Raw genomic sequence first — 22025 nt, forward strand, 5'->3', positions numbered from 1 at the left:
TAAAGGCACACGCGACACCGTCGCGCTGCCGTCATAAAGTCCACGGGCGCGGGTATGCTTCCCGCGATCACAGGAAGTGTCGTGAACTTTTTTGCACCATTCATTCGCCGGCCGATCGGTACGTCGCTGCTTGCGGCGGGGCTGACCCTTGCCGGTGCTATCGCGTACATGCTGCTGGGCGTGGCGGCGCTGCCCTCGATCGAGGTGCCGGCGGTATTCATCCAGACGCAGATGCCGGGCGCCAACGCGCAGACCATGGCGTCGACCATCGTCGCGCCCCTGGAACGCCACCTCGGCCAGATTCCAGGCGTCGACCAGATGTACTCGAACAGCTCCGAAGGGGCTGGTTTCGTTCGTGTCCGTTTCACCATGGACCGCAGCACCGACGCCGCCGCGCGCGACGTGCAGGCGGCCATCAATGCGGCCGCGGCCGACCTCCCGGCCGGCATGCCGACGCCGCCCCAGTACTTCAAGTTCGACACCGGCCAGATCCCCGTCCTGCTTGTGGCCTTCACCTCGAAGACGATGCCACCGGACAAGCTGTTCGACGTGGTCAATACGCTGATCATGCCGAGCGTGAAGCAGATCGACGGCGTGTCGCGCGTACAGGTGTTCGGCGGCACGCCGCATGCCGTGCGTATCGAGCTCGATACCAACGCACTCTCCTCCAAGCAGCTCACGGCCAACGATGTCTCCAATGCGCTGAACGCGGCCAACGTGAATTCCCCGCAGGGCGTGCTGTCCGACGGCGCCACGCAGATGACGGTGACGGCCAACGATGGCCTGCGTGAACCGGAAGATTTCGCCAAGATCCTGATCGCCGTGCGCAACAACGTGCCGGTGCGCCTGTCGGACATCGCCAAGGTGACCAGCGGCGAGCAGGATCAGTACCAGGCAGCGTGGTTCCAGGGCGAACGCTCGGTCACCATGCAGATCAGCAAGCGGCCGGAAGCCAACTCCATCGCGACCGCCGAGGCGATCCGGGCTGCGTTGCCGCGGTTCCAGTCGTCGTTGCCGGCCGATGCCGTGGTGACCCCGATCTTCGATCTCACGCAGACCACCCAGTCGGCCCTGCACGAAGTGAAGGTCGCGCTGCTCATCAGCATCGTGATGGTGGTGCTGGTGATGATGGTGTTCCTGCGCCGCCTCGGCCCCACCCTGATCGCCACGCTCAGCGTGCCGCTCTCGCTGGCCGGTGCATTCGTGGTGATGTGGACACTCGGCTACACGCTCAACACCATGTCTTTGATGGCGCTGGTGCTGTGCATCGGCTTCGTCGTGGACGATGCCATCGTGGTCATCGAGAACATCGTTCGCCACATGGAGAATGGAACGGGCCCGATGCCGGCCTCGCTGGAAGGCGTACGCGAGATCGGCTTCACCGTCGTCTCGATCACGCTATCGCTGATCGCCGTGTTCGCGCCGCTGCTGTTCGGCAACAACATGATCACCAAGCTGCTGCGCGAGTTCTCGGTGACGCTCGCCGCCGCCGTAGTGATCTCGGCCGTCGTCTCGTTGACCCTGACGCCGGCGCTGTGCGCCCGGTATCTCAAGCACGACGAAGCCGATCGCAAGGTAAGCCGCTGGGAGCGCGCGCTCGAGCGCTTCGATCGTGGCCTTCTGGGCACCTACGAACGCGCGCTCGACTGGGCCATGCGGCATCGGCGGGTGATGCGCTGGCAGCCGCTGATCCTTCTGTTCGCGACGTTTGCGCTTGGCTTCGCCGTGGTGAAGACCGCCGGCGGTAATTTCATGCCTGACGAAGACACCGGCATGCTGCAGGCCGAGGTGACAGCGGACGCGAACATCTCGCCCGACGAAATGTCGCGCCGCCTCAAGCGGGTCGGCGACATGATGCAGAACGATCCCTCCGTCGCCGACGTGAATACCATTCTTGGCAGCGGCAACGACGGTGCGGCCGTCGGCAATTCCGGCCTGATGTTCGTCGATCTCAAGCCGAAGGGCAGCGGGCCGGAATATCGCAAGGAGTCGATCAAGGAGATCATGGAGCGACTGGGCAAGGACTACGAGAAGCTCTCCGGCGTCCAGGTGTTCATGAGTCCCGTGCAGTTCCTCGGCGGCGGTGGCAACAACGGCAACCGAGGGCAGTATTCGTTCCAGTTGATCAGTACCGGCGGCGAGAATCTCCAGCCCTGGGTGATGAAGCTGGTGCGCAAGATGCGCACCATTCCCGAATTCAAGGACGTCGGCAGCGACTTCGACGTGGTGGGCAAGCAGCAGATGCTCCAGGTGGACCGCGATTCGGCGGGGCGCCTGTCGGTTGGCATGGGCATGGTCGATTCCGCCCTCTATAACGCCTTCGGCCAGCGTCAGGTGTCGATCATCTACTCCGACATCAACCAGTACTGGGTGGTGCTCACGGCAGCCGCGGCGCAAACGTTGAGCCCCGACGCCCTGCTGAATACCTACGTGAAGAGCGCCACAGGCGTCATGGTGCCGCTGTCCGCGCTTGCAAAAATCGCACCGGTCGCGACGCCCACCACGATCACTCACCAGAACCAGCTCGAGTCGGCCGACATCACCTACAACCTTCCGCCGAAGGTCACCCCGGACAAGGGCAACACCATGGTCGAGGAGGCCGTGCGCCAGCTCAACCTGCCCGAGGGGATCCGCATGGACTTCACCGGCACGAACCAGCGGCTGAAAGACGCCCAGTCCAACGGCATGGTGTTACTTATCGGTGCGATCCTCGCCGTCTATATCGTGCTCGGCATCCTCTACGAGAGCCTCGGGCATCCGTTGACGATCATCTCGACGCTGCCGGCCGCGGGCGCGGGCGCCTTCCTCGCCATGTTGATCACGCAGCAGCAACTCACGCTGATGACGATCATCGCCGTGCTGCTGTTGATCGGCATCGTGAAGAAGAACGCTATCCTGATGGTCGACTTCGCGCTCGTCGCCCAACGCGAGTACGGCATGACACCGGTGGAGGCGATCCGACAGGCCGCGCTGGTGCGCTTCCGCCCCATCACCATGACCACCCTGGTCGCGATGGGCGCCGCGCTGCCGCTGGCCATCGGCTTCGGCGTGGGCTCGGAGATGCGTCGCCCGCTGGGTATCGCCATCGTCGGCGGCCTGCTGGTATCGCAGCTGTTGACCCTGCTCAGCACGCCGGCCATCTACCTGTGGAACCACGACCGCAAGATCCGCGTGGCACGGCGCAAGCATCGTCGTATGTTGAAGCGTCGCTATAAGGTCTGGTTGAAGATCAGGAAGGCCGGCGGACATCCGGGCATCGCCGCTGAAGCGGCTCCCACATAAGGCACGCGCAGGCTCAATAAGGCACGCGCAGGCTCACGGCATGAGCCGGGCTCCTTGTGGGAGCCGGGCTCCTTGTGGGAGCCGATTCATCGGCGATTGGGTGCTCGCCGCACCCTTGCCCGCTGCCGCGGGATCGCCGATGAATCGGCTCCTACAGAGAGCAGGGATTAGACGACCGGCTCGACCTCGGCTATGACCGGGGGCGTGGCCGGTAACATATGCGCCTTCTTCCAGGTGCCACGGCGGTAGTACACCGTCGTGATCGCAAGCGACACGAGCGATCCCACCGGAAAGCTCCACCAGATCGCATCCGCACCCATGACCGGCTCCAGCAGGGCGGCGAACGGGAAGCGCACGAGCCACATCGAGATGATCAGCACGACCAGCGGCAGCATCACTGCGCCCGTGGCGCGCACCACGCCGAACATCACGAAGGTCACACCGAACAGCAGGAACGACCAGACCACGATGTGGTTGAGGTGCTGCGCGATACCGATCGCCGAGCTGTCACTGCCAAGGAATAACGCGAGTGCGGCACGGTTGAACAGGTAGATGATGAGCACCAGCGTGCCGGTGAGCGCGAAGTTGGTCAGCACGCCCGCGCGGCCGATGCCGGCGACACGATCCCAGCGTTTCGCCCCGACGTTCTGCGCGACCATCGACGACACGGCGGAACCGATCGCCAGCGCGGGCATCTGGATATAGGTCCACAGTTGCGAGGCGGCACCGAAAGCGGCGGTTGTCTGGGAACCATGCCGGTTGACCAGGGACATCATGATGATCGCCGACGACGAGATCACGACCATCTGCGCACCCATCGGCAGTCCCTTTGCGATCAGGCTCTTCAGGAGGGTGACATCGGGCACCAGCAAGCGCAGCTCGTTGCGATGGATGCAGAGGAAATACTTCTTCCGGTACAGCCAGGCGAGCAGGGCCAGCAAGGTGCTGGTCTGTGCGATCAGCGTCGCCACGGCGGAGCCGGCGATACCCATGCGCGGTATGGGCCCCAGACCGAAAATGAAGAGCGGATTGAGCGCGATGTCGAGGATCACCGAGACCAGCATGAAGACGAAGGGCGTGCGCGAATCACCCGCGCCACGCAGCGTCATACCGAGAAACGTATAGAGGTACATCGCCGGCAGCGCGACGAAGATGATCCGCAGGTACTCGATGGCGTAGGGCTGCGCATCGTGCGGTGTGCCCATGCCGCGAAGCATCGCCGGGGTGGCGATGAAGCCACCGATAGCGACCAGCAGCGAGATCGCGACGAAGAAGCCCAGGCCCGTGCCGACCACGCGCCGCGCTTCGGGAATGTCATGCGCGCCGACGGTCTGTCCGACCATGATCGTCGTCGCCATGCCGATGCCGAAAACCACGCCCAGCAGGAAGAACAGGATCAGGTTGGCGTTGGATGTAGCGGCGAAGGCGGACTCCCCAAGGAAGTGCCCGACCCATACCGCATTGATCGATGCGTTCAGCGACTGCAGCACGTTCGCGCCGAGGATCGGCAGCGAGAACAGCAACAACGTGCGGGCGATCGGGCCTTCGGTCAGCGCGATACGTGATGCCGGCGACGTCATGCTTCACCGCCGGCACGCGCGGCGAGATGGCGCACGTAATCGCGGATATCCGCTGGCCACGCGTCGGTGAGTACGTCGAATCGCTCGCGGTCGTTCCGATGGAAGGCGCGCGAGGCTTCTTCGTAGTCGGGCAGGTTGCCGGCCAGCGCCATCATCACGCGATCCACCGCTTCGCTGGCCTGGCGCAGGCGATCGGCCGGTGCGCGTTCGCGACTTGCGGTTTCGACCAGCCGGCGCAGGGCGACGGACGCCCCGCCAGGCTGTGCAGCGAGCCAGCCCCAGTGCCGAGGCAGGAGCGTCACCTCGCGTGCCACCACGCCGAGCTTCGGCCGCCCGGGTCCACGCTTGGCCGGCGCCTCGTTGCCCGGGAGCCTGGCCAGCACGTCGTGAGTCGTACCGCGGTAGTCGACATCGACGGGGCGGCCGCTACTGTCGTCATAGATGATGGGCGAGGCATCCGGTTGGGCGTCGAGCAGGTGCTTGCAGCGCTCGACAACGGCCGCGAGCGAGCCCGCGGCAAGGCGCGTCATGCCGTCGAAGGCGATAAAGGTAGTCATGGGTGTCTCGATAATCCAGTGCGATGCCGCGATATTACCCGGATTAAATACTTCGTCAATACTTCCGGGTAAAACCCTCGACGGCGAGCCACTCAGCGAAGGCATGCAGGCGCGCATTGTGCCGTCGATCGGGCGGGTAGACGAGATAGACCGGCAGTGGGGCGGGCTGCCATGCCGCCAGCACAGGCAGTAGTTCTCCCTTGGCGACGCGATCGGCGACGGTAAAGTCGAGGGCCTGGGCGAGCCCGAGGCCAGCGATCGCCGCGGCGGTATGCGCATTGCTTTCATTGACCTCGATCGAGGCCGTGAACTCGATCTCGAACGTTCGCTCGCCCTCGCGAAAGCGCAACGGATGCATGCGCCCACTGCGGGCGGAAAAATAGCCGACCACGTCGTGGCCGTCGCGGACGATATCGTCCGGCACCGCGGGTGTGCCGCGCCGGGCAAGATAGTCTGGCGTTGCGCAAAGCGTCCAGGACAGCTCGCCGATCTGTCGCGTGACCAGGTTGGGGTCGTCCCCCGTGCTGCGAATGGCGCAGTCGATACCTTCGCTGATCAGGTCGACGGTGCGGTCCGTCACTCCGAGTTGTATGTGAATGCCCGGATAGCGCGCCCGGAATGTCGGTAGCGCCGGAATAATCAGGCCGGCCGCGACCGATCCCCCGGTGTCGATACGCAGGTTGCCTATGGGACTGTTGCGGCCGCGTGCCAGTGTGGTCTCGAACTCGTCCAGTTCCGCCAGCCACTGACGGGTGCGCTCGTAATACGCGGCCCCGTGCGCGGTCACCGTGACACGCCGGGTAGTCCGCTCGAGCAGGCGCACTCCCAATTCGGCCTCCAGACCCTGGATGAGTTTGGTCACCGTGGACTTGGGCATACGCAGGGCATCCGCCGCGCGGCCAAAGCCGCCGGTCTCGACGAGCCGACCAAAGACACGGATGGCAAGCAGATGGTCCATGGCTGTTTCCCGGCATGAATAATGAAATCGCGATTCCATTATTTATCCACGAACGCCGAATAACCATCTTGTGCGTATCGACCGCACCGCGGTTATCGGAGCCGAAGACCATGCACACCCTTGCCACCAGCAACATCCACGCCACTCGCCATGCCGGCAAGATCGTTCTCGTCACCGGCGGCAGCTCTGGCCTCGGCCTGGCCACGGCGGAGCGTTTCGTCCGCGAAGGTGCCACCGTCTATATCACCGGTCGCCGCCAGGCGGAACTCGATGCCGCCGCCGCGTCCATCGGTGCCACCGCTATCCAGGGCGACATCGCCAGCGCCGCCGACCTGGACCGCATCTTCGCCACCATCCGCGAAACGAGCGGCCGCCTCGACATCCTCTTCGCGAACGCTGGCGGCGGTGAGTTCGCGCCGCTCGGCCAGATCAACGAAGCGCAGTTCGACAAGTACTTCGGCATCAACGTGAAGGGCACGCTGTTCACCGTGCAGAAAGCGCTGGAACTGATGGGCCCGGGCTCGGCCATCGTGCTCAACGGTTCCATGGTGTCGATCAAGGGCGCGCCGGCCTTCGGCGTGTATGCGGCGACAAAGGCGGCGCTCCGCTCGTTTGCGCGCACCTGGGCCAGCGACCTGAAGGGTCGCGACATCCGCGTCAATGTCGTCGCACCCGGCACCGTCGTCACGCCGGCCTACACATCGGAACTCGGCATGAGCGAACAGCAGATCGCCGACTACAGCGCCTACGTGGAAAGCATCACGCCGCTGGGCCGTACAGGCACGCCGGACGAGATAGCCAAGGCCGTCTCGTTCCTCGCCTCCGACGAAGCCAGCTACATCACCGGCATCGAACTGTTCGTCGATGGCGGCCAGGCCCAGATCTGAAAAGAACAATGTGGGAGCCGCTTCAGCGGCGAAAGGCCAACGAAGCGGTGTAGCCGAGGTCTATCGCCAAGCCAACGGGGCGGTTTAGTCGGGGTCCATCGCCGGCATAGCCGGCTCCCACAAAGACCTACAAACCCCAGGCGTAGGAGTCCATGGAGAGAACGCCATAGGTGATGCCCCCATCGATGGCGGTGGGGGTGTCGTTCCCTGCCGCACCGGCAGCGACGAGGAGCGGGAGGTAATGCTCCTCGGTGGGATGCGCGCGGATGGCGCTGGGCGCGAGCCGGCGGTAATCGAGCAGTGCGTCGGTATTGCGCTCGAGCACGGCCCTGCGACTCCAGGCCGCGAAGTCGCTGGCATACGCGGCGTTCTCGCCGGCGCGCCGCACTTCGTACAGGTTATGCGTAAGGCTCCCCGAGCCGACGACGACGACACCCTGCTCACGCAACGGCGCCAGCGCCTTACCCAGGCGCAGCGCCCCGGCGGTGTCGAGGTTGTGCGGCATCGACACCTGGATCACCGGAATGTCCGCATCCGGACGCAGGTAACGCAGTGGCACCCACGCGCCGTGGTCATACCCGCGCTCGGGATCGACGATCGCGACGAAACCTGCGTCGATCAATAGCGACGCCGTCTCGCACGCCAGCCCCGGCGAGCCCAGCGAGGGATACGTCAGCGCGTAGAGCGGCGGCGGGAAGCCGCCGAAGTCGTGGATCGTTCCCGGCGTGGCTGCGCCGGTCACCCGGATACCGCCCGTCTGCCAGTGCGGCGAGACCACCACGATGGCCATGGCGTTGGCCAGGCGCTCTCCGATGTCGGTCAGGCGCGGGCCGAGCAGACCCGGCTCCAGCGCAAACGTCGGGGCACCGTGGGAAATGAAGAGAGCGGGCGCGCGGGGCATGGCGAATACCTGAAAAGCGGAAGCGGCTGCCTCCTCTTAGCAATGTAAGGGGTGTGACCCGGGGGATAAATCGCCGTGGGAAGAACACATTGGCTCTCCCGGGGAACAACCGGTCATCGCGACCTGCCAGCGTCAGGTCAAGCGGAGTTCGTGTGTCGCCGGACCCAATTCGTCGATCGGTACCGGCCGGGAGAAGAAGAAGCCCTGCATCGACGTGCACTCCTCGTCGAGCAGCCAGCGACGCTGACGGTCGGTCTCCACGCCCTCGGCGACCACCTCGAGGTTGAGGCTGCGGGCGAGGAAGACGATCGAGCGGCAGATGGAGGCGTCCACGTCGTCCTGCAGGAGCGCGCTGGTGAAGTGCCTGTCGATCTTGATCTTGTCCAGCGGCAACCGCGACAGATACGTCAGGTTCGAGTAGCCGGTACCGAAGTCGTCCAGCGCGATGCTCACACCCATCGCGCGCAGCTCATGCAAGGTGCGAATGGCCCGCGCAGGCTCATTCATGAAGGCGCTTTCGGTCAGCTCCAGTTCCAGCAGCGACGCACTCGCGCCCGTCTCCGCCAGCGCCTGCCGCACTTCAGCCACGAGATCGACGTGTACCAGTTGCTGCGCCGAGATATTCACCGCGATCCGGCAGTCGGCACCCAGCAATCCCGCGATGCGACGTTGTTGCCGGCATGCCTCGCGCAAGACCCACTGACCGATCTGCACGATGGCGCCAGTTTCTTCCAGCAAGGGCACCAGCTTGTCGGGCGTGCCGAGATCTCCCGGCGCAGACGGCCAGCGCAGCAGGGCCTCCACACCGATGACGCGGCCGTCGTCGCCGGCGTGCTGGGTCTGCCATGCCAGCGCGAGCTCATTGTCGAGATTGGCGCCGGATAAGCGCGACAACACGGTAAGGCGGGCCATGGCGGTTGCATGCATGTCGGCGGAATAACGCTTCCATGTATGTCGCCCCGACCGCTTCGCGTCGTACATCGCCGTGTCGGCGTTACGAATAAGCGTGTCCGCATCCGAACCATCGCGTGTGGCGAAGGCGACACCGATACTGCACTTCAGGCGTTGCACCGAACCGCCCACTTCCAGGGGCTCTTCAATGGCGCTCTGGATGCGCGGCAGCACGTCGAGTGCGCGTGCCGGCGAACAGCTGAAGGGCAGCATCGCGACGAACTCGTCGCCGCCGAAGCGGCCGATGTGACCGAGGCCGTCGAGCACGTCGCCCAGCTTGAGTGTCACGTCGCGCAGCACCTGGTCACCCAGCGCGTGGCCGAGCGCGTCGTTGATGAACTTGAAATGATCCAGGTCGATGAACAGCACCATGAGGCCCGAGCCGTCGCGCTGAGATTGCCGGATCAGATGCTCCAGCTTCTCGCGCAGCGCGCGACGGTTGGGCAGGCCGGTGAGCTCGTCGTGCGTCGCCTGGTGGTTCAGTCGTTCTTCGTAGCGGCGCTGCTGCGTCACGTCGCGCACGATCGCCAGCGTGCCGCGTCCGCGGGAATCGCGGTAGTCCGAGAGCGCCAGCTCGGCCTCGAACGGCATGCCCTCTTCGGGGTTCAGCCACGCGGTCACACTGGTGCCTTCGGGCGTTCCACCGCGCATTGCCTCGAGCGCATCGGCATCCATGAATTCCGCCGCGTGACGGCCGACCAGGGTCGCGCCGTCGTGACCGAGGCGCTCCTCGGCGAGCAGGTTGGCGTACTCGATGCGGTCGTTGCGCACGATGATCACGGGCAATGGCATACGCGTCATCAACTGGCGGTAGGCGGCCTCGCTTGCAGCGAGGTCGCGGTCGGTGTCGCGCTGATGAAGCGTGCTGAGCGACAGGGCCCGGATGAGGTGGCTCTGCCGGCGATAGGCACGGTCGAACGCGGCGGCAAAGGCATTGAGCAGGAGGACCAGGGCGAAGGTCGCCAGCATCGACGAGCGAGCCTGGCGGAACCATTCGTCGAAGATGCCCGCACGTTCGAGGCCGACCTGCACGGCGAACGGATAATGCGCCGATGCGGCCCACGCGTAGATCCGGAGGTCGTCGGCATGCTGGCCACTCGTTCCGGGCGTCGGCACGGGACCGCTCCAGGATGAAACACGGTCGGCACGATTGCTGGCGAAGCGACGCCCATCCAGCGAGAAAACGGTCATGTCCGCGGTGCCGCCCATGATCGAGCGACTCAATCCATCGCGCACGCGCGCCTCGTCGATCACGGTGCCGAAGGCCGCCGGCTCAGGCACACGCGAGTCGACCAGGATGCGAATGGTCGGTGGCGCCCCGTTCTGTCCGTCGGCCACGAGGACGCGCACGCTGGCGCCGAGCGCTTCGCGCCGGGGAGCGTCCAGGCCCTCGCGCCAGTTCAGCAGGGGCGCGCTGGTACAGGCGAGCACGCCGCCTCCCGCATCCAGGGCGACAAACGTGGGCAGCTCGGGGTGGCGCGCTTGCACTTCGGCCAGGCGCATGTGCAGGGAACCGGACTCGGCGGTGTCGCTTGCATTGCGCAGCGCGAGCAGCGGCCCGAGGCTGGCGTCGATGTCCTGGTCGACCATGCGTACCGTGCCACTGGCCGAGCCGGCGAGCTGACGGCGCCCGTTCGCGAGCATGCCGCGGTAGACATCGATCTGCAGGAAGGCGACCAGCGTGACCAGACCCACGCTGAGGCCGAGCGAGACGCCCCAGGTGGCCAGACGGATACGCCGGGTGCGCAGCTTCGCCGCGCCCTTGTCCATCGCGCCTTCCACCGTCACGCCCCCTTGCGCCGCAACGCCGATCCTATTCCCGCGGCCGGTCGGCGGCGGGGCCCTGTGCATCTGTAACGGCAGGCGGCCCGTCGTCTTGATCGCCACGGCGAGCAAGTCGCGCGCGCGAAAGGGAGATGCAATATCGGCACGAATATTCTTATGTACCCTCTTTCATTCACGTTTGCTGAACACTATTTACCGAACGATTCAGTTCACAAACAGTACGCCCCACCACCAAGGACCAGTTCCCCCATGCGCTCGTCCCGCTTTGCACTTGGCGTCATTGCCACCCTTACGTTGTCCGCTGTCGCCATCCCCGCCGCTGCCGAAACCCACCTGGAACTCCAGGGCGGCCGTAGCTACATGGACACCCACGGCACCAGCGTCTTCTTCATCGAGTCTGTGTTCGATGCCCATCCCATGGGCCAGAGCCGCTTCACCTGGTCGCCGGATGTCTCCATCGGCTATATCGACGGTCGCCACATCGGGCGCTACGCCGACTACCACCCCGGCGTCACCAATAACGTATGGGTCGGCGCCGCCGGCGCCCGCTTCCACTACGGTAACGACACAGACTGGTACCAGCCGCTGTTCTTCAGCTTCCAGGTGGCGGGCACGGCCGGTGGTCACACCCAGGCCTTATCCAGCGACTACGAGTTCGTCAGCACACTCGGCTGGCAGATGAAGAACGTCAGCTTCCAGATCCGCCATATCTCGAACGGCAGCTTCCACGAGCCGAACCGCGGCGAGACGATGGCTTTGGTGGGTATCGGCTTCAATCTCTGATCAAGGAAATGTGGGAGCCGCTTCAGCGGCGAAAGGCCAGGGTGCCGTAACGCCGTTGCCGGCGTTGCCGGCTCCCACAAAAGACAAAAAGCCGGCGCTGTGATGCGCCGGCTTTCTCGTCGAGGGGCATCGCCGCTGAAGCGGCTCCCACACACATCTGGTCTTAGTGGCCTGCAGCCGCCGGGCCGGCCTTTGCCGCGAACGGTGGCTTCGCCAGCCAGACGATAAACACCAGGGCGATGAACACATACCCCAGCAGGTGGAAGACCTCGTTGAACGAGATCTGATACCCCTGGTTGGTAATCATCGCGTTCAACGCCGAGGTCGCGTACTGCGAATCGCCGTGGCCGATCGTGGTCAGCGCCTGCTGGGCCGTCGGATCGAACGGCGTGATCGTTTCGGTCAGCCGCTCGTGGTGCACGATCGCCCGTCGATCCCACAGGAACGTGGTCAGCGACGCCGCGAAGCTGCCGCCCAACGTACGCAGGAAGGTGGCGAGGCCGGAGCCTGCCGCGATTTCGCGCGGTTGCAGGTCGGACAGCAGGATGCTGAGGATCGGCATGAAGAACAACGCCACGCCCAGGCCCTGGATCAGCTGCACCATCGCGACACTGTAGAAATCGATGTCGAGATAGAACTCCGAGCGCATGAAGCATGTCGCGCCCATCACCAGGAACGCGCCCGAGGCCAGCACGCGCAGGTCGAACTTATGCGCGTAGCGACCGACGAAGGGGGTGAGGATCACCGGAATGATACCCAGCGGCGCCGCGGCCAGGCCCGCCCACGTAGACGTGTACCCCACGTTGCGTTGCAACCACTGCGGCACGAGCAGGCCGATGGCGAAGAACGCCGCGTAGGCCAGCACAAGACATAGCGTGCCCATGGCGAAGTTTCGATGCCGGAACAGCTTCAGGTTCACGATCGGGTCCTTGTCCGTGAGCTCCCAGATCAGGAACACGGCCAGGCCGATCACCGCGATGATCGCGGTAACGATGATGAAGGGCGACGAGAACCAGTCCTCGTCGTTGCCCTTATCGAGCACCACCTGCAGTGCACCCACGCCGATGATCAGCGTGATCAGGCCCACGTAATCCACCTTGGGCTTCTCGGTGACCTCCGGGCGTCCCTTCATCTGGTTCGCCACGACGAAGCTGGCGAAGATGCCGATCGGCACATTGATGAAGAAAATCCACGGCCAGGTGTAGTTGTCCGTGATCCAGCCACCGAGGATCGGACCTGCGATGGGCGCGACGACGGTGACCATCGCCAGCAGGGCCAGGGCCATGCCTCGTTTGGCCGGTGGATAAATCGAGATCAGCAGGCTCTGCGTGATCGGATACATCGGGCCGGCCACCGCGCCCTGGATAGCGCGGAACACGATGAGCATGGTCATGCTCTGCGCGATACCGCACAGGAAGGATGCCAGCGAGAACAACAGCGTGGCCATGACGAACAGCTTCGTTTCACCGAAACGCCGCGTCAGGAAGCCGGTCAGCGGCAGCGCGATCGCGTTGCTGACCGCGAACGAGGTGATCACCCACGTGCTCTGGTTGGAGCTGACGCCCAGATTGCCCGCGATGGTCGGCAGCGACACGTTCGCGATCGTCGTGTCGAGCACCTGCATGAAGGTCGCAAGCGACAGGCCGATCGTGGACAGCGCCAGGTTTGGCGGTCGAAATTCGGTGCTCATTGCGCGGCCTCCTTACTTCGGAGCCTTCTGCTGCTCGCCTTCACCCGCCGATGCGTTCTCGTGGATGACGCGCGCAATGTCCTTGTCGGCATCGGCAAGCTGCTTGTCGTAGATCGGCGTGGAGAACTCGGCCTTGGTCGGCGCCTGCGTCGAGAGCAGCGGGCCGCTCTGGTCGTGCAGGTTCACGGTGACCTTGGTCGACAGGCCCAGGCGCAACGGCTTCTCTTCGAGCTGCCGGGGTTCGGTGAAGACCACGCGTACCGGTACGCGCTGGACGATCTTGATCCAGTTACCGGTCGCGTTCTGCGCCGGCAGGATCGAGAACGCACTACCGCTGCCGATACCCAGGCTACGGATCTTCGCCTTGTAGACGGTCTTGCCGCCGTATACGTCCGCGGTCACTTCCACCGGCTGGCCGATGCGCATCTTGTTGAGCTGGGTCTCCTTGAAGTTCGCGTCGATCCACACCTCGTGGAGCGGCACGACGGCCATCAGGGCGGCGCCCGGCTGCACGCGCTGGCCGACCTGCACCGTGCGCTTGGCGACGTAACCGTCCACCGGCGCGACCAGGGTGGCGCGAACGTCGTCGAGGTAAGCGGAACGCAGTTTGGCGGCCGCGGCGCGGACGTCCGGATGCGAGGCGACGACGGTATCGTCGACCAGCACCTTGTTGCTGCTGTATGCCTGCTTCGCGGAAGCGAGGCTGCTCTCGGCGGAGGTCAGCGTATCGGAAGCATGCGAGAGCTCCTCGGCGGAGATCGCGCCGGACTTGGCGAGATCGCGGCGACGGTTGTAGTCCTGGCGAGCGCGATCGACCGCGGTCTGGCGCACGGCGACATCGGCCTGCGACGAGGTCACGTTGTTGTAGAGGCCACGTACCTTGCGTACCGTGTTGGCGAGGTTGGCGCGCGCACTCTCCAGGGCGACTTCGGCGTCGCTCGGATCGAGCTTGACCAGCACGTCGCCCTGATGGACGAGGTCGCCGTCATCGGCACCGATGGAGGTGACGGTGCCGGCGATCTGCGGGGTGATCTGCACGACGTTGCCGTTGACGTAAGCGTCGTCGGTGTCCTCTTCCCAGCGGCCGTCCACGAAGTACCAGACGGTCCAGCCGATCGCGGCGAGCACGATCACGGCAACCAGGAGCTTGAGGAAGAAGCCGCGACGGCTCTTCGGGGGCGGCGCAACGACGGCGCCGGATGGGGCAATGGTTTCTTGTGACATCGGAAGCTGCCTCGGTGCGATTTTTTAGTGGGTTGCGGGCGTGGCGGCGACGACCGGCTGGTCGTCGGCCTCAGGGCGGAAACCGCCGCCGAGCGCCTGAATGAGTTGGACGGACGTGTCGACCTGCTGCGCCTTCAGGGAGGCCATGCGCTGCTGGGCTTCCAGCAACTGCTGACGTACCGCGAGCGACTCCAGGTAGCTACCGACACCCGCCTTGTAACGCAGCTGCGAGAGGTCGTATGCCTGCTGTGCCGCGTCCTGCGCGCGCTGCTGTGCCTGGATCTGCGTGCCCAGCGAGTCGAGACCCGAGAGGTCGTCGGCCACTTCGTTGAGCGCACCCACCAGCGTCTTGTTGTACTGCGCGACGGCGAGGTCGTACTCGGCGTCCTTGCCCGACAGGTTGGCGCGAAGGCGACCGCCGTCGAAGATCGGCAGGCTCACCGCCGGCAGCACCTGCCAGAAGCGCGCGCGCGACGAGAACAGGTTGTCCGAACCACTGGCCGCCTGCGCGGCGAGGATGCCGAGCGATACGTTGGGCAGGAACTCCGTCTTTGCCGAGACGATGTCCTTCGATGCCGCCTCGACACGCCAGCGAGCGGCGACCAGATCGGCACGATGACCGAGCAGGTCGGCCGGAAGGTTCGCCGGAATCGCTACCGCTGATGGGGTCAACGCGGCGGGACGAGTAATGTCGATGCCGCGGTCGGGACCCTTGCCCAGCAGCATGCTGAGCTGGATGCGCGCGGTATCGATGGCACGTTCCGACACGGCGATCTCACGCTCGGCCGAGGCCACTTCGCTGTCGGCCTGTTTTACCTGCGTCTGGTTGTCGACGCCGGCGGCCACGCGCTGCACGGTCAGCTTCTGCGAGGCGTTACTGCGATCGAGCTCGGCCTTGGCCACGTCCAGTTGGGTGAACGCGTAGCCGAGCTGCACGTAGGCGCGGGCGACACTCGTCGAGATCTCGATACGCGCGGCGCGGGCGTCGATCTCCGTGGCACGCTGGCTGCCGAGGGCGGCTTCCCACGCGGCACGCTTGCCGCCCCACAGGTCGAGGTCCCAGCTGAAGTTGCCGTAGCCGAACTTCGTCCACGAGAAGTGGTTACCCGGCGGCGACGGCAGCAGCGAACCCGGCAGGTGCGCGCCAGCGGCGCCAGCGCCGACGCTGAAGGTCGGATCGCGCGCGGCATCGGCCCCGCTGCTCTGTGCCTGTGCCTGGCGCACGCGTGCGTCGGCGGTAGCCAGATCCGGATTGTCCTTCAGCGCCTCCTCGATCAGCGATGCGAGCTGGCTGTCGCCCAGACCGGTCCACCAGTCAGCCGACGGCCAGCCGGCCGGGGAGACGGCCACCTTCGACAAGGTACGGTCGGCGTGAAGGGTGGTCGGGTCGGTGAGCTGACCCTGCGGATCCAGTCCACGGCTGGTGACACAGCCGGAAAGAATCAACGCGGCCCCGACGGCCGCCACGAGAGTGTGCAGACGCATGCGTTTTGCCTCGGACGTTTAGTTCAGTCTTTGTCGCGGAGCGCGTTGAGCACGCGTTCCAGGTAATCGTGCAACTGATCGCGCTCGGTCTTGGAGAGGTCCTTCTGGGCCCGATCCAGCGTCGCGATGTTGCTTTCGTACAGATGCTTCCAGAGCGCCTCACCGGCTTCGGTCAGCTCGATGCGCAATGCACGGCGATCCTGCTCGTGCTGTTTGCGCCGCAGGTAGCCCTTGGACTCCAGCTGGTCGAGCTGGCGCGTCATGGCGCCGCCGTCGAGATCCACCGCCCGTGCCAGCTCCGTCGCCGTCATCGCACCGTGGGTGGCCAGACGCTTTAGTACATGGAACTGGGTGAACTTGAGGTCCGCGCCCAGCGCGGCGAGATCGGCCTCGATGGCGCGGACGATTTCGCTACGCACCATGCCGATGAGGGCACCGAGGGTGTCGCGACCGTCGTAGGAAAGGCACAGGTGGTTGTTCATGGACGTGCATTCTATTGCCCTGAAGATAGTTGTCAAGGCAAATATACGCTAGGCGGATAGTTCAGGTTTCTCGGATATTCATCCTTCGTCGGCCAGCAACGCCGCCAGAGCCGGGTCACGCACCTCGAACAGGTCGAAGACACCCAGTGCCCTGAGGGTCGGCAACTGAGCCAGCAAGCGGGGTTCCAGGCGGCGAACCTGCTCTTCAGGGGTGGTCGGATCGAGCATGGCGTGGGCGCAGGCGACGAAGGTCACCAGAGCGTCGCCGGCCTCCTGGCCCTCGCTCAAATCGGTTAAATCGGTAGTGACGAGACGGATCATAGGGATCTCCGCTTCAGGGTCACGGGCGCAGGTGTCGACGGATGCCGTGCGCAGGGACATTTGCTTGGGGTTGCAAATGATAGCTATGGAAGCTATCGGCCTGATATCGTTAGTGGGCCAACTTATGTCGAGATTCGGCCAAATGCACGACGAAGTTCTACATCGATTACTCGAGAGCGCGGACGGCCCGCCGCTCATCGCTTACGAGGCCCGAGGCGAGCTGCCGCTGCGCGAAACCGACTGGCACAGCCATGTGCGTGGTCAGTTTTTCTATGTGGAACAGGGGCTTTTCATCAGTCGTACCGAGCACGGCTCCTACCTGCTGCCGCCGCACCGCGCCGGCTGGATGCCGCCGGGAATGATGCACACGGTGAGCATCGCGGGTCCGAGTCACGCATGGGGCGTCTTCATCGCCCCCTGCGCTGCCGCCTGCCTGCCGGACCGCCCCTGCGTGGTCGGCGTAAACGACCTGTTCCGCGCCATCGTCAAGCGCGCCGCCACCTGGCCGGTCGATGTCGTTACCACCGAGACCGACCCCGAGCGCGAACGCCTGTTCGCCGTGCTTCTGGACGAACTGCGTCGTGCCCCGGTGGAATCGCTGCACCTGCCGATGCCGGTGGATCGCCGCCTTCGCCGCGTGGCCATGGCCATGTACGAGAGTCCACACGACACGCGCGGCATCGAAGAATGGGCTAGCTGGGCAGGTATGTCCGCGCGCACGCTCACACGCCTGTTCCGCCAGGAAACCCAGTGCAGCGTGGCGCAGTGGCGGCAACAGGCGCGGCTGGCTCGTGGGCTCGAACGGCTGGCCCACGGCGAGGCCGTCTCGGTCGTCTCCGACGCCCTTGGCTACGCCACGCCGAGTGCCTTCGTGGCGATGTTCCGGCGCGCCTTCGGCGATTCGCCAGGCCGTTATCTCGCGCGACAAGCCAGCGGCGCCTGAGCCTTGAACTGTAGGAGCCGATTCATCGGCGATGGGTGCTCGCTGTAGGAGCCGATTCATCGGCGATGGGTGCTCGCGAAAGCATCGCCGCTGAAGCGGCTCCCACAATCGCCGGCGTAGCCGGCTCCCACAGGAAGCGGTCAGCGGCTCGAGGGGCCGTCGAAGACAGCCTCGGCGACCGGCTTGCACATCCACAATCCTTCGAACGTGTAGCGATCGCCACTGCTTCGCTCGACGACGTCGACACCGATGCGACCATGTATCCATGGGCCATGGTTGCCTCGCGGTCCGATGTCGTGGCAAGACCGCAGCGGCTCGAACGTGCCGGATGCCGTATTCGTCATCGATGTTTCTTGCGTGATGCAATCGGCCATCGCTTCGTCGTAGCTCGGCAGGGTGAGCTTGCCGGTTCTGAAATGTTCGCTGGTGCAGGCGGGGGAACCGGCGAATGCAGGAGTCGCAGTGACCAGGCCCGAGAGCAGGCTGGCGGCTGCCGAGATGCGTCGGATCACTGCGTGGGTACGGAACGGTTTCATGCCTTGCTCCTTGGTGAGAGGGGCGGAAGGTCATGGGTTCATCGTGGGGTGGGAATCAGAATAGTCTGAAAAAAACGGCGGGTTTGTTGGGCTGTGGGCTGCGTCACAGTTGGGGTCGGTCGCGGGAGCAATTGCCGACATCGTCGACTCCTACGGGTGCCGATTTTGCGAGCACTTGTTCGCCGATGAATCGATTCCCACCTTCTGTACGTGCCGATTTTGCGGGCATGCTTTCGCCGCTGAAGCGGCTCCCACAGGGAGCGTGCAGGTTTCAAGATGTCAGCTTGCGGGGAAGCGGTAGCCGACGCCGGGTTCGGTTTTCAGCCAGCGCGGTGTGGACGGATCGTCACCTAGTTTCAGGCGGAGCTTGCCCATGACGATGCGCAGGTAGTGCGTGTCCTGCGTGTGGGTGGCGCCCCAGACTTCGCGCAGGATCTGTTGCTGGCTGACGACGCGGCCGGGGTGACGCACGAGGAGCGAGAGCACAGCGAACTCCTTGCGCGTCAAGGCGACAGGAGCGCCGTCGAGCAGCACCTCGCGGCGAGCCAGGTCGATCACGAGGTTGCCGTCGTCGTAACGCACCGGGGCGTCGGCCTGACCGCCTTTGGCTCCCTGTCGTAGCAACACGCGCAAGCGCGCCATCAGTTCCTGGATGCCGAAGGGCTTGGTCACGTAATCGTTCGCGCCGTGGTCGAGCGCCCGGACTTTCTCCGTTTCCGAATCGCGCACGGAGAGCATCAGCACGGGCACCTCGCTCCACGTGCGAATCTCACGAAGCACGTCGTGGCCTTCCATGTCCGGTAGCCCGATGTCGAGAACGACCACGTCGGGCGATTGCGTCGCCGCGAGCCCCAGGCCTTCCTGGCCCGTAGCGGCGAGCAGCACCTGGTAGCCTTCGGCACGCAGCCCGATGTCGAGGAAGCGGCGAATCTGCGCCTCGTCGTCGATCACCAGCACTCGTGGAGCGGTAGGGTTCATGCGTTCTCGACGGGCGGCGGCGGCAGGGGCAGCGAAACCCGGATGGTCGTGCCTCCGCCCGCGTGGGGCAAGGCCTCCACGCTACCGCCGTGCGCGCCGATCATGCCGCGGCAGATGGCCAGGCCCAGTCCGGTGCCCTTGCCGCCGCGATCGCCACGCGTTACCGAATAGAACATGTCGAAGATCCGCGCGCGCTCGTCTTCCGGGATGCCCGGACCGCGATCGGCCACGTCCACCAGCAGGCGGCCGGCCTCGGAGCGGACCGTGACGCGAATCGGCTCCTCCGGCGGGGTGAAGCGGCCCGCGTTCTCGAGGATATTGAACAGTGCCTGCTCGATCAGCGCCGGATGCACATGCAGCAGCACGGTCTCGGCCGGCAGGTGCACGTCGATCCGCACCTCGGGGAAAAGCTTGTGCATGCGCGACACGGCGGCGGCGACAATCTCACCGGCGTCCACCCAGTCACGCTGGAGCTGCAGCGTGCCATGGCCGAGGCGGGTCATGTCGAGCAGGTTCTGGATGTAGCGATCCAGACGCTGGCCTTCACCGAGGATGGCCTGGAGCAGCTCATGCCGTTCATTGGCGGGCAGCTGCGCGTCGTAACTGAGCAGGGTGCCCGCGGAGCCGATCATCGAAGCCAGCGGCGAGCGGAGATCGTGCGACACCGACGAGAGGAGGGCACTGCGCAGGCGTTCGGTTTCACCCTGCACGCGCGCTCCTTCCAGTTCGTGCGCGAGGCGTGCGCGATCGAGTGCCTGGCCGATGTCCTGCACCATCGCCATGGCGAGACTGCGCCGATCGGCATCGGGCTCGCGCGTGCCGAGTGGAAAACGCAGGGCGACGACACCGGCGCGCTGATGCTCGGCGCCGAGCGGCAGCATCCAGCAGGAGGCGGCGTGCAGCGTATCGGTATAGCGGCCCGCGGGCTCGGCGTGGCCCTCGCACCAGTCGGCCGCAGCGAGGTCCTGCGTGGAGAGCGCGAAGGCGTCGGGCACCGAATTGACCACCTTGAGGTGGCCACTCACATCGCGCGTGAGCATCGCGATCTCGATGGACAGCGCGCGCGCGAGCGCCGCCGCGCCGGCCTTGCGGATGCTGTCGGCGTCGGCGCTGGTCGCCAGTTGCTGGCCCAGCGCCACCAGCGCGCGGGCACGCACCTGTCCCGCTCGCAACGAGGTCACCTGCCCGGCGAGGCGAGTCGCCAGGCGACTGCAGACCAGTGCGACGACAAGGAACAGGATCACCGCCAGGACGTCGTCGGCATTGGCGATGGCCAGCGTGTAGCGCGGCGGGGCGAAGAAGAAGTTGTAGCCAAGGAAGCACAGCAGCGCGGTATACACCGCGACGGCCATGCGCGTGCGCACCGCGACGACGAGCACGGCGGTGAGGAAGATCAGCGAGAGGTTGGCGACCGAGAGAAAACGGTCGGCAACGAACGACAACGCCATCGCGATGGCGGTCGCACCCGTGGCGAAAGCGTACTCGCGGCGTGATCCGTTGCCATCCTTGAAACGCAGGCGTCGACGCGCACGGGCACGCTCGGCGGGCGTGGCGACGATGGTCAGCTCGAGGTGGGCGCCGCGACGCAGAAGCTGCTGGGTGAGCGAGAAGCCCAGGCGCCGCGCGATCGGCCGCTCGCGTGTCCGTCCGACGATGATCTGGCCCACGCCTTCACGATCGGCCCAGGCGAGCAGCTCGTCGGCCACGGCATGACCGCGCAGGATCACACCCTCGCCACCGAGACGGCGGGCAAGGCGCATCGCCGAATCCACGCGCTCGCGGCGCTCGGCGTCGAGGCCGCCGCGGTCGACGAACACGACACTCCACGGTGCACCACGCCGCTCGGCGATACGCCGCGTGATGCGCACCAGGTACTCGCTCTGGCCCTGGCCGTCGATGGCCGCCATGCAGCGGCGGCGTACCGGCATGGCGTCGCCGCGGGCAAGCATGTGCTCGCGAAGATCGCTGTCGACGTGGGAGGCCACGGTTTCGACCGCGAGCTCGCGCAGGGCGGCGAGGTTGGTCGGCGAGAAGTAGGCATCCAGCGCAACGGCCGCGGTTTCCGGCACGTACACCTTGCCCTGCTTGAGCCGACCGATCAGTTCGCGCGGTGGCAGGTCGACCAGCACGATGTCGCGGGCGCGATCGAGAAAGGCATCAGGCACGGTTTCGCGCACGGCCACGCCGGTGATCCGCCGGATCTGGTCGTTGAGGCTCTCAAGGTGCTGGACGTTGAGCGCCGTATACACCTCGATATCCGCATCGAGAAGTTCGGCGATGTCCTGCCAACGGCGCGTGTGACGGCCACCGGGGAGATTGGTGTGAGCGAGCTCGTCCACCAGCAACACGGCCGGACGACGGAGTAGCGCGGCTTCGAGGTCGAACTCGCGGAAGTCGCGGCCGGCATAGCGCACAGGGCGCGTCGGAAGTACTTCGAGGCCTTCGAGCAAGGCGGCCGTGTCCGCGCGACCGTGGGTTTCGACCAGGCCGACGACCACGTCGATACCCTGGCGCTTGAGGTCACGAGCCGCGGAAAGCATGGCGAACGTCTTGCCGACGCCCGGCGCGGCGCCAAGGAAGACCTTGAGCCGCTGGCCATCCTCTTCCCTGGCGGCACTGAGCAGCGCGTTGGCGCGGGCGTCGCGGTCGTCAGTCATGAGGGTGGCCGGGAAGAGAAGGGAG

Annotated in this window: 17 protein-coding genes; 4 read left to right on the forward strand and 13 right to left on the reverse strand. The window is 65.4% G+C overall.

Features of this window, described 5'->3' with window-relative positions; all coding sequences use genetic code 11:
• The first annotated feature begins 81 nt into the window (after window positions 1-81).
• Window positions 82-3282, forward strand: a complete 3201-nt coding sequence (locus C8J98_RS12785; RefSeq protein ID WP_107913575.1) for an efflux RND transporter permease subunit — start codon at window positions 82-84, stop codon at window positions 3280-3282.
• A 167-nt stretch (window positions 3283-3449) separates the two neighbouring features.
• Here C8J98_RS12785 and C8J98_RS12790 read toward each other — a convergent pair whose 3' ends face one another.
• From C8J98_RS12790 to C8J98_RS12800, 3 genes are read right to left on the reverse strand one after another with little or no spacing between them, the layout of a single operon-like run.
• A complete protein-coding gene (locus tag C8J98_RS12790) occupies window positions 3450-4862 on the reverse strand; it encodes an MATE family efflux transporter (RefSeq protein ID WP_107913576.1) in 1413 nt (470 codons plus the stop codon).
• Entirely contained in the window at window positions 4859-5419 is a 561-nt protein-coding gene (locus C8J98_RS12795) for a DUF2239 family protein (protein WP_107913577.1), read from the reverse strand. Before C8J98_RS12795 ends, C8J98_RS12790 begins: the two co-directional genes overlap by 4 nt.
• 55 nt (window positions 5420-5474) lie before the next feature.
• Complete coding sequence (locus C8J98_RS12800) at window positions 5475-6377, reverse strand: LysR family transcriptional regulator (protein ID WP_107913578.1); 903 nt, start codon at window positions 6375-6377, stop codon at window positions 5475-5477.
• Between the two features lie 110 nt (window positions 6378-6487).
• On the opposite strand from C8J98_RS12800, the gene C8J98_RS12805 reads away from it, so the two are divergent.
• Window positions 6488-7264 carry an SDR family oxidoreductase gene (locus tag C8J98_RS12805; RefSeq protein ID WP_107913579.1) on the forward strand — a complete coding sequence of 259 codons (777 nt, stop codon included), beginning with the start codon at window positions 6488-6490 and terminating at the stop codon, window positions 7262-7264.
• A gap of 127 nt (window positions 7265-7391) precedes the next feature.
• On the opposite strand, the gene C8J98_RS12810 is transcribed toward C8J98_RS12805, so the two are convergent.
• Complete coding sequence (locus tag C8J98_RS12810; protein ID WP_107913580.1) at window positions 7392-8165, reverse strand: class III extradiol ring-cleavage dioxygenase; 774 nt, start codon at window positions 8163-8165, stop codon at window positions 7392-7394.
• Between the two features lie 132 nt (window positions 8166-8297).
• Window positions 8298-10904, reverse strand: a complete 2607-nt coding sequence (locus C8J98_RS12815; RefSeq protein WP_146171635.1) for an EAL domain-containing protein — start codon at window positions 10902-10904, stop codon at window positions 8298-8300.
• A 246-nt stretch (window positions 10905-11150) separates the two neighbouring features.
• Between C8J98_RS12815 and C8J98_RS12820 the strand changes: the two genes are divergently transcribed.
• Window positions 11151-11684, forward strand: coding sequence for an acyloxyacyl hydrolase (locus C8J98_RS12820; RefSeq protein WP_233260225.1), 534 nt, complete (start codon window positions 11151-11153; stop codon window positions 11682-11684).
• A gap of 163 nt (window positions 11685-11847) precedes the next feature.
• Here C8J98_RS12820 and C8J98_RS12825 read toward each other — a convergent pair whose 3' ends face one another.
• The 5 genes from C8J98_RS12825 to C8J98_RS12845 all read right to left on the reverse strand — a co-directional run bounded on the left by C8J98_RS12825 (window position 11848) and on the right by C8J98_RS12845 (window position 16886).
• The gene (locus C8J98_RS12825; RefSeq protein ID WP_107913582.1) at window positions 11848-13374 is read right to left on the reverse strand and encodes a DHA2 family efflux MFS transporter permease subunit; all 1527 of its coding nucleotides are present in this window, start codon (window positions 13372-13374) and stop codon (window positions 11848-11850) included.
• A gap of 12 nt (window positions 13375-13386) precedes the next feature.
• Window positions 13387-14598, reverse strand: a complete 1212-nt coding sequence (locus C8J98_RS12830) for an HlyD family efflux transporter periplasmic adaptor subunit (RefSeq protein ID WP_107913583.1) — start codon at window positions 14596-14598, stop codon at window positions 13387-13389.
• 24 nt (window positions 14599-14622) lie between these two features.
• Window positions 14623-16083 (reverse strand): efflux transporter outer membrane subunit, encoded by a 1461-nt coding sequence (locus tag C8J98_RS12835; protein WP_107913584.1) that lies wholly within the window; start codon window positions 16081-16083, stop codon window positions 14623-14625.
• 23 nt (window positions 16084-16106) lie between these two features.
• Window positions 16107-16565 carry a MarR family transcriptional regulator gene (locus C8J98_RS12840; RefSeq protein WP_107913585.1) on the reverse strand — a complete coding sequence of 153 codons (459 nt, stop codon included), beginning with the start codon at window positions 16563-16565 and terminating at the stop codon, window positions 16107-16109.
• Between the two features lie 78 nt (window positions 16566-16643).
• Window positions 16644-16886, reverse strand: coding sequence for a hypothetical protein (locus tag C8J98_RS12845; RefSeq protein WP_107913586.1), 243 nt, complete (start codon window positions 16884-16886; stop codon window positions 16644-16646).
• 142 nt (window positions 16887-17028) lie between these two features.
• Here C8J98_RS12845 and C8J98_RS12850 point away from each other — a divergent pair, with 142 nt between their 5' ends.
• The gene (locus tag C8J98_RS12850; RefSeq protein WP_199229907.1) at window positions 17029-17829 is read left to right on the forward strand and encodes a helix-turn-helix transcriptional regulator; all 801 of its coding nucleotides are present in this window, start codon (window positions 17029-17031) and stop codon (window positions 17827-17829) included.
• Between the two features lie 140 nt (window positions 17830-17969).
• Here the strand turns inward: C8J98_RS12850 and C8J98_RS12855 are convergent, their stop codons facing one another.
• The 3 genes from C8J98_RS12855 to C8J98_RS12865 form a co-directional block, all read right to left on the reverse strand.
• The gene (locus C8J98_RS12855) at window positions 17970-18365 is read right to left on the reverse strand and encodes a hypothetical protein (protein ID WP_107913588.1); all 396 of its coding nucleotides are present in this window, start codon (window positions 18363-18365) and stop codon (window positions 17970-17972) included.
• A 279-nt stretch (window positions 18366-18644) separates the two neighbouring features.
• Window positions 18645-19343 (reverse strand): response regulator transcription factor, encoded by a 699-nt coding sequence (locus tag C8J98_RS12860; RefSeq protein ID WP_107913589.1) that lies wholly within the window; start codon window positions 19341-19343, stop codon window positions 18645-18647.
• Window positions 19340-22000 (reverse strand): sensor histidine kinase KdpD, encoded by a 2661-nt coding sequence (locus C8J98_RS12865; protein ID WP_107913590.1) that lies wholly within the window; start codon window positions 21998-22000, stop codon window positions 19340-19342. Before C8J98_RS12865 ends, C8J98_RS12860 begins: the two co-directional genes overlap by 4 nt.
• Window positions 22001-22025: the final 25 nt, after the last annotated feature.

The sequence above is a fragment of the Luteibacter sp. OK325 genome, assembly GCF_003050935.1.
Lineage (GTDB): Bacteria > Pseudomonadota > Gammaproteobacteria > Xanthomonadales > Rhodanobacteraceae > Luteibacter.